General features: G+C 43.5%; 14 protein-coding genes. 4 read left to right on the top strand and 10 right to left on the bottom strand.

Annotated features, from left to right (window positions below):
- Window positions 1-134 precede the first annotated feature (134 nt).
- Window positions 135-1,205: a 3-oxoacyl-ACP synthase III family protein gene (locus BLS44_RS08710; RefSeq protein ID WP_090389690.1), complete on the top strand. Its 1,071-nt coding sequence runs from the start codon at window positions 135-137 to the stop codon at window positions 1,203-1,205.
- 74 nt (window positions 1,206-1,279) lie between these two features.
- Here BLS44_RS08710 and BLS44_RS08705 read toward each other — a convergent pair whose 3' ends face one another.
- On the bottom strand, window positions 1,280-1,555 hold the full coding sequence (locus BLS44_RS08705) for a hypothetical protein (protein ID WP_090389989.1): 276 nt from the start codon (window positions 1,553-1,555) through the stop codon (window positions 1,280-1,282).
- 682 nt (window positions 1,556-2,237) lie between these two features.
- Here BLS44_RS08705 and BLS44_RS08700 point away from each other — a divergent pair.
- From BLS44_RS08700 to BLS44_RS08690, 3 genes are read left to right on the top strand one after another with little or no spacing between them, the layout of a single operon-like run.
- Window positions 2,238-2,510, top strand: a complete 273-nt coding sequence (locus BLS44_RS08700) for an RNA recognition motif domain-containing protein (protein WP_090389689.1) — start codon at window positions 2,238-2,240, stop codon at window positions 2,508-2,510.
- A 45-nt stretch (window positions 2,511-2,555) separates the two neighbouring features.
- On the top strand, window positions 2,556-2,813 hold the full coding sequence (locus tag BLS44_RS08695; protein WP_090389688.1) for a short-chain dehydrogenase: 258 nt from the start codon (window positions 2,556-2,558) through the stop codon (window positions 2,811-2,813).
- A gap of 48 nt (window positions 2,814-2,861) precedes the next feature.
- Window positions 2,862-3,296 carry a cold-shock protein gene (locus BLS44_RS08690; protein ID WP_090389687.1) on the top strand — a complete coding sequence of 145 codons (435 nt, stop codon included), beginning with the start codon at window positions 2,862-2,864 and terminating at the stop codon, window positions 3,294-3,296.
- A gap of 247 nt (window positions 3,297-3,543) precedes the next feature.
- On the opposite strand, the gene BLS44_RS08685 is transcribed toward BLS44_RS08690, so the two are convergent.
- The 9 genes from BLS44_RS08685 to BLS44_RS08645 all read right to left on the bottom strand — a co-directional run bounded on the left by BLS44_RS08685 (window position 3,544) and on the right by BLS44_RS08645 (window position 12,645).
- On the bottom strand, window positions 3,544-4,050 hold the full coding sequence (locus BLS44_RS08685; RefSeq protein ID WP_090389686.1) for a hypothetical protein: 507 nt from the start codon (window positions 4,048-4,050) through the stop codon (window positions 3,544-3,546).
- A 1-nt stretch (window position 4,051) separates the two neighbouring features.
- On the bottom strand, window positions 4,052-5,716 hold the full coding sequence (locus BLS44_RS08680) for an ABC transporter permease (protein ID WP_143019705.1): 1,665 nt from the start codon (window positions 5,714-5,716) through the stop codon (window positions 4,052-4,054).
- Between the two features lie 6 nt (window positions 5,717-5,722).
- Window positions 5,723-6,802, bottom strand: coding sequence for a DUF4407 domain-containing protein (locus BLS44_RS08675; RefSeq protein ID WP_090389684.1), 1,080 nt, complete (start codon window positions 6,800-6,802; stop codon window positions 5,723-5,725).
- Window positions 6,783-8,033, bottom strand: coding sequence for a DUF4407 domain-containing protein (locus BLS44_RS08670; RefSeq protein ID WP_218127717.1), 1,251 nt, complete (start codon window positions 8,031-8,033; stop codon window positions 6,783-6,785). Before BLS44_RS08670 ends, BLS44_RS08675 begins: the two co-directional genes overlap by 20 nt.
- Window positions 8,030-8,566: a hypothetical protein gene (locus tag BLS44_RS08665; protein WP_143019704.1), complete on the bottom strand. Its 537-nt coding sequence runs from the start codon at window positions 8,564-8,566 to the stop codon at window positions 8,030-8,032. The genes BLS44_RS08670 and BLS44_RS08665 overlap by 4 nt, the downstream gene beginning before the upstream one ends.
- Window positions 8,567-8,939: 373 nt before the next feature.
- The gene (locus BLS44_RS08660; RefSeq protein ID WP_090389682.1) at window positions 8,940-10,052 is read right to left on the bottom strand and encodes a type I restriction endonuclease; all 1,113 of its coding nucleotides are present in this window, start codon (window positions 10,050-10,052) and stop codon (window positions 8,940-8,942) included.
- A gap of 221 nt (window positions 10,053-10,273) precedes the next feature.
- Window positions 10,274-10,771: a thermonuclease family protein gene (locus tag BLS44_RS08655; RefSeq protein WP_090389681.1), complete on the bottom strand. Its 498-nt coding sequence runs from the start codon at window positions 10,769-10,771 to the stop codon at window positions 10,274-10,276.
- A gap of 91 nt (window positions 10,772-10,862) precedes the next feature.
- The gene (locus BLS44_RS08650; RefSeq protein WP_090389680.1) at window positions 10,863-11,813 is read right to left on the bottom strand and encodes a hypothetical protein; all 951 of its coding nucleotides are present in this window, start codon (window positions 11,811-11,813) and stop codon (window positions 10,863-10,865) included.
- 163 nt (window positions 11,814-11,976) lie between these two features.
- The gene (locus tag BLS44_RS08645) at window positions 11,977-12,645 is read right to left on the bottom strand and encodes an NAD-dependent epimerase/dehydratase family protein (protein ID WP_090389679.1); all 669 of its coding nucleotides are present in this window, start codon (window positions 12,643-12,645) and stop codon (window positions 11,977-11,979) included.
- Window positions 12,646-12,799: the final 154 nt, after the last annotated feature.

Genomic DNA, 12,799 nt, shown 5'->3' with positions numbered 1-12,799 from the left:
TTTAACAGCGGCCCTGTCAAAAAAAATAGTACATTCAGCAACTGTTAATTACTCCACTGATTGTTCTACTGCTTTAGTAAGGCAACCGTATAGTAACCCTGACGCGTACATCGCTTTACTTAAAACAACGACAAATGAAATTTGCTTCAATCATTACAGGGTCCGGTGCATATATTCCTAATGAGATCTGCAAAAATGATGCATTCAAAAGCAGTACTTTTTATGATGCAACCGGCGCGCCTATTACGGCTGATGCCAGTGTGGTCATTGATAAATTCAGATCCATCACCGGCATTAACGAGCGGCGCTATGCACCAGCACATATCAACGCTTCCGATATGGCTGCAGCAGCCGGATGGCAGGCATTAACAGACAGCAGCATCGATCCGGAAACACTGGACCAGATCGTGGTGGCGCATAATTTCGGAGATGTTACCCATGGTACCGTACAGTCGCAGAATGTACCGGCACTTGCCAATAATGTAAAGCATATACTCGGCATCAGCCGGCCGGAATGTATTGCCTATGATGTGCTCGTAGGCTGCCCGGGATGGCTGCATACCGTCATCCAGTCGCACGCCTGGTTTACCGCCGGCATGGCCCGCAAAGTGCTGCTGATCGGCACCGAAACACTATCCCGCGTTATTGATGCCTCCGACCGGGACAGCATGATCTTCTCAGATGGGGCTGGTGCTATTGTACTGGAATATAAGCCTGCAACGAATGGTGCCGCCGGCATATTGGGCTGCAGTGCACAGAGCCATAGTACTGAAGAAGCCGACTATATCAACATGGGCAGGAGTTATAAACAAAACGGCAGCGACACCCTGTTTATAAAAATGAAAGGACGGAAGGTATACGAATACGCACTAAAGCACGTACCGCTTGCTATGAAGGAGTGCCTTGATAAAAGCGGGGTTCATATCAGCGAAGTACATAAGATCCTCATCCACCAGGCCAATGAAAAAATGGACGAGGAAATAGTGAAACGGCTTTATAACCTGTATGCAGCTACGCCTCCGGCCGACATCATGCCTATGAGCATCCAGTGGCTGGGCAATAGCTCAGTAGCTACTATCCCCACCTTGTATCACCTGATACGGAGCAATAAGATCGCAGGGCATGCTATTTCCGATGGAGATATTATTTTGTTTGCATCCGTGGGCGCCGGCATGAACATCAATGCCGTTTGCTACCGGGCCTGACCCCGGTAGCGCCTGATCGCTCTGATTTTAAACAGGCCCCGGAATGCTCTACATGCAAGGATGAGACCTTCCCTTTACTCCGAAATAAAAAGATGCCACCTCAGCCAGTTAAAAACGGAGAGCTCGCTCTTGGCATCTTCCGGCACATCCGAATGAATTTTTTGCTCTATGAGCTTTCCTTCCCGCAAAGTAAACCGGTCACTAAGGGAAGCATAAAAATTGATCAGGAACAGTACCTGGTCTCCGTTGTTCCTGTCAAAGCTCCGTCTGCTGGGCTGCCCTTTAAAAACATGCTCACCATTTGTCCAGCTATAATGTTTGTGCACCAGGTCCTGTTTTTGAAAATGCATGGTCATCTCTTTTTAAACGTTTGTTAATGATCACAGGCAGGCCTCAAATAACGTCAATATGCAGTTCATTGAATATTCTCCCCAAAAGTGGGTTACCCCTTTATACGGCATACTTTTTTAACCAGGGAAATGCAACATTCATGAAACACTACAGGGAACCATCCTCCCGGCCGGAACAATGTATACATCCCTGCCATTCTTTGTTAAATGCAGCCTACTGCTCCCCCGCGACATGCGTTCTTAACACCAGGTACCATAAAGTGCCCATCCTTTCACCAGCAGGCCTCCCGGGCAAAGCCCTGTCATTTTGTATATATTGATGCGTAAATACGAAGAACAGAAAACATCCTAAAAGGGAAACAGATGGACGTCCCCGCTTCCAGTGAAGATAATTTTTTTATTTCATATTTCCGTAAATTATTTCCAGGTAAGTGCTGCATCGGCCAGGAACCTTTTGCGCACCTGTTGTTACGGCAACAGGGCAGCGCATCCTCCTAACACACTGTTACTAATGGCATTGGGGGGTCTATAGAAAACAAAACCGGCTATATGGGCTATTATACGTACCTTCGCACCGTTAATTTGAGTCACTGCTCTATTGTAAGCACTTGCTTTTTCAGCTTTTCCGCTTTATATATTTGCCTTATCTCGAATCATTCATTACACTTTTAAAATTAAAACAATGAACATTTTTGTGTCCAATCTTGGGTACAGCTTCAGCACGGAAGATCTTACAGAATTATTTGCGGCCTACGGGTCCGTTGATTCTGCACGCGTGATCACCGATAAATTTACTAAGCAAAGCCGGGGGTTTGGTTTTGTTGAAATGCCGGATGAGGCTGCCGCTATCAAAGCTATTAAAGACCTCAATGGTACCATGCAGGAAGGCCGTCCCATTAAGGTAATGGAAGCCCGGCCCAAAGAAGAAAAAAGCAGTTACTCCAGCAGATGGTAGACGAGGTGCCGGTTACGTATTAAATGATATTAAAAAGAAGCAATCATGGATGTACATGCAATAGAAAAATTCCTGGCCTCTACTACTAAAAATACCGGGGCGGTTAATATCCACTTCAAGGACCGTTCTACTGTAACCGGCATTTTTATCAGCTCACGCGATTACGAGGAACTAAAGGCAAAGAACTTCTGGCGGGTGGTCAGCTCCAAAAACCTGCAACAGTGGGAACGTACCGGAGATGTAAACCTATCCCGTTTATTCAGCGGGTCTGGTTTTACCCGCCTTAGCGCTGCAAGAAAATAGTGCATCAGCACCACATTAAAACAATTTTATTCAATTTAAAACAATCGAATGGGAGAAACCTGGAACAAACGGGAACGAGAACAAAGAAAAAGAAACGCAAAAAAGCAAAAGGAAGAAAAAAAACAGGAGCGGAAGGAAAACTCCGGCAAAGTTAAAAGCCTGGATGATATGCTGGCTTACGTGGACGAATACGGCAACCTTTCGGAAACACCGCCCGATCGCCGGTCCACCGCTTCCGATTACATACCCCCGGTAGTAGCCAACACCCGGGAACTGAATGCTGGTGACCCCACCCGAACCGGTGTGATCACGTTTTATGACAGCAATAAAGGCTACGGGTTCATCAAGGACAGTGTTTCCGGAGAAAGTGTTTTTGTACACATCAACTCCGCGTCGGTACAACTAAAAGAACAACTAAAAGTAGCTTTTGAACTCCAAAAGGGACCTAAGGGAATGGTGGCGGTAAATGTAACGGCCGCGTAAGGATACATCCAATACATCCAGCGCCCGTGCCATATACCTGTCAGGCGAATTCGAAGGTTTTACAACATAAACGTCCGCTCAACATTTTCAAATGAAGATAATGCCCCTAAACCAGGGCATATGGGCGTTTTTTGCCTGGTAACACCCCCAGGTCAAACTTTTACCAGTTTAATTCACCTTAAAATTTCACGACACTCATTTCCAAAAATATGCCGGAGTATCAACACGTCAAGCCGGCTTGCAATTGTTAGTGATAAAACAGAACCTGAACTCCCGGAAGAAATGCCCTCAGAATAATTTCGAAAACCGGCAAAAGGCAAATTGAGAGCCCTATTAATACCATTCCTCTTATAAGAAAGAACACATAGTTATCGGCCGCAACCTCATTTGCTTCATTCCTTTTTCCTGTATTTAATACGGATAGTATATTTGCAATAAAGTACCAAAGCAGCAGCCATACAATGCTTAATCCCGTAAATAATGCCCCTGTTTTAAAACTTTCAAGTACAGCCCCGGATGGATTTATTTTGTAGATATTGTCCACCGCTTCGGAAAATACAGCAACCATCTTTGCAATTATGAACGTGCCGGATAAGAGCAAGGTTACAAACCAGATGCAGAAGGACCGTTGTATTTTTCCATCTTCATCAATTTTGCTTTTTGCCTTGCGTAAAATTAATTGTATGATCATTAAAACAATTGCAAAGGCCACTACTATTGCCGTGCTCAGGGTGATTGTTTTTACTGTTTCCATATTATTCTGATTTAAGTGCTATGCTCCAATAATTTAAGTTGGTTATTTTGTTGGGGATTATTCCCGGCTCTATACCTGGTGCTGTTGTTTCCCACAATACATACCGCCGGCTATTGTAGGTATATGCAATGCCGCTGTACGGCAGGTTTATGCCGATCAGCGAATGATTGTAATAATTGCTGTTGATTATTGCTACGTCATAGCCATAATGCGAAAGCATGGTATAGAGCAATAAAGTCCGTGTATCGCAATCGCCATTTAACGTAGCCATAAATTCTACCGGTGTATTAATACCAAACCGTTCGTATCCATCGCACCGGGCATTATTACCGGATAAATAACTTTTGATAAAATGATCCGCGTACAAAGAGCCATCGCAGGCATCCGGCAATACAACGGTATAGGGGATGTCCTGAACAAAAGAAACAATGAGTTCAGCAAACTGATCCGCAGGCAAACACTTTGCCGCTTTAATGCTGTCAAACAATTGATAAACGCCGGGTAAATTATTTTTATCGTTCTCCTTTAAATGATACACCATTTCCCTGTAGCTATCTTCTGTATTACCAATGTTCTTTAAGTTGTTTTTAAATGAAGAAGCATTTATGAAAGCAGACTTTTTGACCCAGAATTTCCCCGCATATTCGTTACCCTTATAATCCTTCCAGCTCCGGTAATGTGTAATCAATGTATCCGTTACCGGTTTTTGGTTAACGGTATCCGTTACCGGGTAGTATTGTGGCTTTCTCTCCTTTGGTTCATCCCGAACAATGGGCCTGGGAATAGAACTGCGCACGAAACGTTGACTTTTATTAACGATTGAAATAACCATGCCGGCCAGTAGTATTAGAGCAATCAGTCGGAAGATCCATCTCCAAAATGGCTCAGGGAGCAGATGGAAAATAACTGGTAATAGCAGAAACGGCAGCATGATGGCAATCTTTGGCAGCAATAAAATCAGAAATACGACGCCAATAACTCCGCTTAAAATACTCACCATGGAAGAAAGGCAGCCTTCACCAACTGGCGTTGTTCCTGATCTTTTGTATCTCCAATCACTCCAGTATTTTGTTTTATAATCGGAATAATAATATTCTGCTCTTTGATAGTCTTTTTTAAACTCAACATTGCCTGTTGGCGTAGCTGTTTTTGCAAGTGTCGTAGTATTTTTTGAGGGTTGGGCAGTTGCATTTTCCGCATCCTGTAAATATTCCCTTTCCTGGCAATCTTCTGTGCAAAAGTCAAGCAAATAACCGGTTATCTGAGCTACAATTGTTCCAAAAACTTCTTTGCCCTCCGTTTGGTGCAACGCCGCTATAAATTGAACATTGGCTATTTGGGGTTCATGGATATTCAGTTCATATTCATTCCCATCCTTTTTTGAAATAACGGGCAGCAGTTTTGGTAATCTTTCTCTTGGAAATTGAGCATCGGGTGTAAAGGCAAATGGCATCCTGCTGATCTCAGCATTGTGTACTTCTGCTTCGTAAATATGGAAATCATAAAATTGAACCTGTTTATATTCTGATTCTTTCCTGCCATCCATTTCGCCCCAATACTTTCCGTACAGTGTACCCAACAGGTACGTGTTCCTGGGCACTTCTTTTGTTTTGTTTACCAGCCTGTATTTCCGGCCCTCTTCATCAAGAAATAGTTGCTCTTCCATCATTGCTTATTTTTCCTGATAAAAAGTCTGCAACAGCTCAGCTTCAGCAGTCAGCTTCCTTGCCGCCATCTTATATTTTGTCCGAAACGGATGATCGGCCCAGTATTCATATTTTTCAAAGGCACATTCCTGCAAATCATTTTCTAATTGAGCATACAGCAACCGGTATTCTTCCGGATTTACGTTCTCCAGTCTGTTGAGGTAGGGCATTAAATTTTCCCAACAGGTTCGATTATAGTGCCGGTTCCTTTCAACCAGCCGAATCGTATAGTCTTTTTTAAATTGTTCATATTCTTCAAGAATGATCCGGTGCTCAATCAGCGATTTTTGAAAATAAAAATCAGCGGTCCGGATGGAATTGATGTTAACAGAAAGGATCTGTTTTGATAAATGCTCAAAGTCCGTAATATTGCCCAACTGTTCCCTCAAATGCCGCAGGCCCTTTTCTGTATCCTTACTTTCAAAATCTTCTTTAAAACTTTTCTCTGAAATTTTCCTAACAGCGTACTTAAGATAAACAGGAAGCAACATAATACTGCAAATAAAAACGGTGAGCACCCATGATAGCGGATGGCTGTTAAGAATGGCTTTTAGCGTTTCCGCAAACCGGTCGCCTTCTTCGTAATTATGGGCGAACACCCACACATTAATGGGCTGTGCCACCACCACGGCTAAAAAAATGATTAACCCAACCCGGAACAAAAAGGAAAATCCCAGCAATGCTTTTTTCCCGTTTTTCTTTTCTTCTATAATAACCGTCTTCTTTTTCCCGTTATAAATGGTTGTTTTCTTTTGCGCCACCGGCAACAACGCCGGTGAAATGGTATATAATAACAACAGGTAAAGAAGGGTAACTAAACATGCCCATATAATGCCCACCGGAATGCTTACCCACCGGGCATTGTCAAAAATATGCGATACAAAAAGAGCCGCGCTTAACCAGCATAATACAAACACAACTTGCACAAGCAGTCCAATCAAGGCAAAGAATAGCTGGATACGGGTATTACATTTCCTTATGATAAAATCATCTTCCCCCGAAAAAAAGCAGAAAAATAATCTCAATTTATGAATTGCCTGGTTCATCCGGGTTAATGCTTTTTATATAATCATCCAGGTTTTCATCTATTCGCCTCTTTTCCCTGTTTTTATACTGTTCCACTGCATATCCTGTAAGCTCCTTTTGTATATCGGTCAGTTTTATTTTTTCATACACCATTTTATCCGCTTCATGGTTAATGATCAGATGTCGCTCCTGCCCTACTTTGTCTTTATAGTAATCATACCGCACCTCAATACCATTTTCCGCTTTTATCAGCTCATCCCGGTTTTCTGCTAAATAATCATAAGGCGTTTTTATAAGCATCAGCTTAAAGAAAACCGGCGTTAATTCTATTGCCATAAAAAGCAGCGTAATAAAAAGAGAAATGACCCAGCCTGCTATTTCATGGGCTAATTTTATTCTTTCTAATAAGCCGTCTAGTCCGTTCGCAACTTTTACATTTTTAGATAATGCGACTTCTTTTTCTGCTAATATTTGTTTCCGCTTATTTTGAGCTTCATTTAGTTTATCGGCATTAATTTGGTCAAATCTGCCAAGTTCATCTTTTAGGGCATCTATTTGAGATTGTATTGCTTTTGTCAGGTTTCCATTACCTGGAGGAATCCCTTCAACCTTTCCCATTAAATTGTCCTGCATATTATGTTCTGCAGATTTTATACGTTCAATTAAATCCTGTCTTTGTTTGCCAAGTTCACCCAAATCATCCTCAACAATTTTCAATCTTTCTTCGAAATTTGCAGTTGTTCGTTTTTCATATTCTTTTTGTAGTTCTAATTGTTTCTCATAAAGCTTTGCGTCTATCTCGGTTTTGAACATCCTAATTTCAATAGGTTTTGAAATCGTTAATGCAATGATCGCTCCCATCAGGATGCGGGGGATGGCTCCTTTAAATTCACCCCATGTTATGGCTTCTGTACCATCACCCTTACCTGTACTGGTTACTATAAACCGGTCAATATTGAAAATGATTAATCCCCAAACTATTCCAAAAAAGATAGAGAGGATGGTTATAAGGTAGCTATGCATATCATCCAATGCCGAACCTCGTGGAGAAAAAATGGTGTAAAAGGCGTACCCACCTGCAAGGCCGGCCATTGCCCCGGTTGCAAATACAATGCCCCCCAGGCACATATATTTTACCTGGTCGCTATAGGTTGCCCGTTCTAACAGGTATCGGTCACCGCCCGCGGCTTTCCATAAAAACCGCATTACCCCATTTGAGCGTGGGGTTACATAATAGTCTCTTACTTTCATATAAAATCAGTTTGGCTAAATGAGGAATGATTGAATTGTACGTTCGGATGATTGAGTTTTACCCGGGAATGTTTCAATTTAATGTCTGAAATCGTAACCGTTAATTTTGAATAGTTGGATAGTTGCGCCTTAATACCTTTTTCTGTAATATTCAATTCTCTCAATTCTATGCTAAACGATTTGCTTCCTATCGTTTTCTCAGCAATTGCAGAAATAAGAATTTTTCTCTTCCTAAAAAAGCCCTGTACCACCAGTTCAACCGGTATTGCAGGCACATTCTTCAGGTTCAGAATCAGGATCTCTTTTTCCGTTGTTCTCTTAATATTTTTAAAGTTGTACCAAAGCGCATTCCTGAACCGGTAACGGATAACCAGGTAGCTGTTGTCAAACAGGTACTTTTCTGCATAAAAAAGTTGTAAAAGCTCAATATCTTTTCGCCGCCTGAAAACGATCCTGAAAAACCGCCCGATAATGATGAACAGGAATCTTATCTTCTTTCCTACAGGCTTAATATAGTTGGAGAAATAAAGCACCTGCGCACATTTACTCAATTACACAAACTCCTGTCCACATACACTTTGCTGCCACCGGCAGTATAATAATAACATCCACCCCTGGGGCCTCGCTGGTAAGTTCTGCCCGAACCGGTCTTCCTGGTAGTGCCCTTTTTAGAAGAACTGCTTTTCCTGCTGCTACCCATATCAGCATTAGAAGAATATAAACCGGTAGAACCCGTACGGTTCTTATTTAGGCCTGAAGATGTGGACGAACGGGAATATGCCCAGGTGTAATCATCATATAGATGTACAATGGTTCCATCCGGGGTTTTTACAATATGCTTTACTGCTTTTTGAGCGCAGGAACTCTGTGTAATTAGAGATAATAGTATGAATAGAATTATCCGACTCATGAAGCAGTATTTAGTTGTTCCTTCTCACCGTTTTTCTGATAATTATCTACCGTATCCAAAAGCGCTTTCCGGTATTGATAAATATCATCCAGCGAATCCAGCAGCTTTTTCTCCCCGTTATCTTTCCCGTTATGAAAAAGCTCCAGGTATTTTTTAGAAAAGTTAAAATGCAGCCGCGCCAGCGGCTTCCGGTTATTGTCGTCCAGTAAAATACCAAAATAAGACTGGGTATCCCTGAATGCGATCCTGCCGGCAGGAATCACTTCCCTTAAAATGGCTTTAATGATCTGTGATCCTTCCACTTCTTCTGCAGTAGTAATATATTTAGGGCCCTCTGTATTGTTATCAACCGGCGTTACCTCCGGTTGGTCCGATTTTGAGGGATTTTTTTCATTGATATTTAATGCACTCTTCAACCGGAGATTGATGGACTCATTGATCGAATTAGACAGGGCCCTCCGGGTATATTCCTTGAAACTGGTGAGCCGGGCTGCGGTTAACGATTTTTCAAAAAAGCGGCCTACCAGCAACTTCACTAATTCATCAGACGGGTCTTTAAGCTCCTTCTCAAATTCGTTGCGGATGGCCTTGATATATTTAAGATCCTCCGCCGAATCCAGGATACCGGTGAGATTATAGCCCTGCTTGGTGAACTTTTCAAGGATCTTTATACTGGCATCCTTCAGGTTGGCAAGCTCCAGGGTAAAAAAGGGCTTGTCATCCATAATGTTCGGACGCTCCAGGTCTGCATAAAAATTATAGACCAGCCCATTCGTCAACACCCCAAAGCGGGATTTGGAAACATGGTAGTACCGGTGCAGCTGGGAGTTATGCGCATCTGCATTTTCCTTCCAGTGCTTACACTCGATGATCAGCACCGGCTCCCCGTCTTTCTTGATCACATAGTCAATCTTTTCTCCTTTCTTTGTTCCTATGTCGCAAATGTATTCCGGGATCACTTCGGTTGGATTAAAAATGTCGTAACCGATGGCCTGGATAAAGGGCATCACAAAAGCATTTTTTGTTGCTTCTTCGGTATTGATCTGGTCTTTTAATGCATCCACTCTCTGATGTAGCTGCTCCAGCTTCAATTTTAAATCGTTCTCCATTTCAGAACAGTTGTTTTATGAGTAAAAAGTAACCCTATAAAGACGCGTCTGTACTACTGCGTGTTTATACGGCTGCTAAGGTAGCGTGAGCGTACCCTCTTAAATTATGGGAAACCGTAAACAGCAGGATTTTTAAAAAAGAAAAACAATGCGGAGCAGTAGCAGCAGATAAATTCTGGTTAGACCACCTGGCAGGTTGGATACTGCTTCAACAGCCGTCTTTACCGGCGACGCCAGTTCCAGGGTGCCCCGGGGTGTTCATCCGCCCAAAGCCCTTTGCGCTGTTGCCGGGCTATTGCTTCCAGCGCCGCATATTCCTCATCATTGGAGTATCTTTTAAAGTGCCAGGCCAGGCCATTTTGTACCAGCTCTTTATTAAGATTACATCCATCTTCCAAAATCACCTCCGCAATCAGGCGTCTGTTCCGGTCGTATTGGTAATGATGCACGAGGCTGACACGCTTCCCCCAACACCGGTCCGAAACAAATTGTTGGGCCTGGTTCCCAAAGGGCTGTTTCTTTTCCGGGCAGTCGATATGCGCCAACCGCACCACCTGTTCCCTGTTATTCATCAGCAATACAAAAGTATCACCGTCTTTTACGCTGATTACCTTATAAGTTGCCGCAGCAGCGGATGGTACGGCTTTGTATCGCAGATCTGCCGAGCCATTGCAGCCGGCTAAAAACAGTAATAAAAGGGTTAAATACTGATACACCATAAGTTAAGGATACAACCCAAGGCAGGAACGGACCGGAGTGCTGCACAAAGCACTGTTAAAGAAGGCAAAGCTTTTTTTCCCGGAAAGCCGGCTACTGTTTCAGCGGGAGAATATGTGCCTGGTACATATGCTCCGTTAGTGGCTTAAGCGTTCGCTCTGTATGAACAGGATGATCTCCCTTTCTTGTATAATACTCAATATTGCCATTGAGCCGTATATAAGAGATCCGGTTAATATCGGCTTCGGTAATGGTATCCGGCCGGGTTATTTTTTTAAAATGAACCAGCTTCTCCGTATCCAGCGGAATAACCAACGATCCATATACTTTTTGATCACAGGAAATGGATTGGTAGTGATCACCGGTCCAGTACATACATTCTCCCTCATTTGGGAAATACTCTTTCACATATTTATAAACAGGTAGGCTGGCTGATGCCAGTACCACGGTAGCTATCGGTATGGTTATGGCGTTAAAATGGAACTTTGTTGTAGTGAGGGCCTGCAGTATCCTTAAAAATCTATTCGGCTTATCCGTCTCAACTACAGGGCCTGCGATGGTTACTCCCTGTCCTTCCCCTTCCGGTTCCTGCCTGCCGGTATTTTCCGGCAACACCGGGTTTGCAGCTACTGTTTCACCCGGATCTTTGGGATCCTCTCTGCCCTCACCAACCGGAGCGTGAGGGCCGTTTTTCTTCCATTGATCAAAAGGCCGGGGCTCAAAACCGATCAGCCAGGCCAGGAGTTCAATATTTTTTTGTTTGGTATCAATCATTGAGTTATTTAGTACCTTAATCAGCTGCTTGTACTTATTGATGTCGAAGTTCTCAATAATATGCCGGTATGTTTTTTGATCAACCGTCTTTCCATAAAACATCCGCAGGGTTTGCTCATCTTTCCGTTCCCATCTTTCCGTACATACGATCAGACATTCATCTCTCAGCTGGGCGGGGGAAGGGCCATTCAGGTTCGGCTGTAGTTCGCCGGAAGTCTTTTTCCGGTTGTATTCCTGTAATACCTGGTCAATGTAGTCCTTATAACACATGTTACAAAGATGATAAAGAAGGGGCCGGTATCTTTACGGGAACCCGTATTGTGGACCCCGGGCGGGGGTCATTGCCAAAGCCGGAATACTTGCAGATGCAACCGATTTTAACTGCCCGGACAGGGGATCCCAAAAGCATTGGCCCGGGAAGACAGGGAATGCATTAACAGTTCAATTCAGAAAGCCGGGCAATATCTTTTACCTCTACAGCAGGGGTGGGGTTGCCATGAATAACAATGCTGATCATGGCCTTGCCTACTTCTTCCAGGGTTAAAAAATAGGTGCGGTTAAAGACCCTGAATAATGGAAACAGCAGGAGGATGACCCTGTAAATGCCTTTTACATTCCGTGCCCCTTTTGTGGGCTTCATAACCGCGGGCCGGAAGTTATACACTGCCTTGAAAGGCAGCTTCAACAGGTCGTTTTCGGTTTTCCCTTTAACCCTCGCCCACATCAACCGGCCCTGTTCCGTGCTGTCGGTACCTGCACCAGACACATAGCAAAAAGTCATCAGCGGATTTTGTCCGGCCAGAACCTTTGCAAAATTGAGGGTGAGGGTATAGGTGACCGCATAATAATCCGGTTCCTTCATACCTACTGATGAAACGCCCAGGCAAAAATAACAGGCATCATACCCTTGCACCCGGTCGGCGATCGGGCTGATATCATTGAAATCGCTGTGCAGGAGCTCTTCGATCTTCGGATGGGAATACCCGGTTGCCTTCCGGTTGATGAGCAGGATCTTTTCTACCGCCGCGTTCTTTATACATTCCTGCAGTACCCCCTCGCCTACCATACCGGTGGCCCCTGTTATGATAACCTTTAATTTCATTTTTGTAAAATGCTAACCCCGTGCTCCCGTCCGTTGGCCCAACCGGAATTATTTCTGTAAAAGTAACACATCTTTGCGGCTGTTTTCACGTTTTCGGATTTATGGAATCTTACCCGATAAAACCCGTTTAATCACAAAATTAGTAGATTGTAAA

Source organism: Niabella drilacis (assembly GCF_900101395.1).
Taxonomy (GTDB): domain Bacteria; phylum Bacteroidota; class Bacteroidia; order Chitinophagales; family Chitinophagaceae; genus Niabella; species Niabella drilacis.
The sequence above is the reverse complement of the archived record's forward strand: the minus strand, read 5'-3'. Positions and strand labels throughout refer to the sequence as shown.

What these genes read in the sequence shown, in the direction of transcription:
- BLS44_RS08670 (WP_218127717.1), bottom strand. Translation starts at nt 8,033, where the DNA reads ATGAAAGTAAGAGACTATTATGTAACCCCACGCTCAAATGGGGTAATG.
- BLS44_RS08675 (WP_090389684.1), bottom strand. Translation starts at nt 6,802, where the DNA reads ATGAACCAGGCAATTCATAAATTGAGATTATTTTTCTGCTTTTTTTCG.
- BLS44_RS08710 (WP_090389690.1), top strand. Translation starts at nt 135, where the DNA reads ATGAAATTTGCTTCAATCATTACAGGGTCCGGTGCATATATTCCTAAT.
- BLS44_RS08700 (WP_090389689.1), top strand. Translation starts at nt 2,238, where the DNA reads ATGAACATTTTTGTGTCCAATCTTGGGTACAGCTTCAGCACGGAAGAT.
- BLS44_RS08660 (WP_090389682.1), bottom strand. Translation starts at nt 10,052, where the DNA reads ATGGAGAACGATTTAAAATTGAAGCTGGAGCAGCTACATCAGAGAGTG.
- BLS44_RS08705 (WP_090389989.1), bottom strand. Translation starts at nt 1,555, where the DNA reads ATGCATTTTCAAAAACAGGACCTGGTGCACAAACATTATAGCTGGACA.
- BLS44_RS08690 (WP_090389687.1), top strand. Translation starts at nt 2,862, where the DNA reads ATGGGAGAAACCTGGAACAAACGGGAACGAGAACAAAGAAAAAGAAAC.
- BLS44_RS08650 (WP_090389680.1), bottom strand. Translation starts at nt 11,813, where the DNA reads ATGTGTTATAAGGACTACATTGACCAGGTATTACAGGAATACAACCGG.
- BLS44_RS08645 (WP_090389679.1), bottom strand. Translation starts at nt 12,645, where the DNA reads ATGAAATTAAAGGTTATCATAACAGGGGCCACCGGTATGGTAGGCGAG.
- BLS44_RS08680 (WP_143019705.1), bottom strand. Translation starts at nt 5,716, where the DNA reads ATGGAAGAGCAACTATTTCTTGATGAAGAGGGCCGGAAATACAGGCTG.
- BLS44_RS08695 (WP_090389688.1), top strand. Translation starts at nt 2,556, where the DNA reads ATGGATGTACATGCAATAGAAAAATTCCTGGCCTCTACTACTAAAAAT.
- BLS44_RS08655 (WP_090389681.1), bottom strand. Translation starts at nt 10,771, where the DNA reads ATGGTGTATCAGTATTTAACCCTTTTATTACTGTTTTTAGCCGGCTGC.
- BLS44_RS08685 (WP_090389686.1), bottom strand. Translation starts at nt 4,050, where the DNA reads ATGGAAACAGTAAAAACAATCACCCTGAGCACGGCAATAGTAGTGGCC.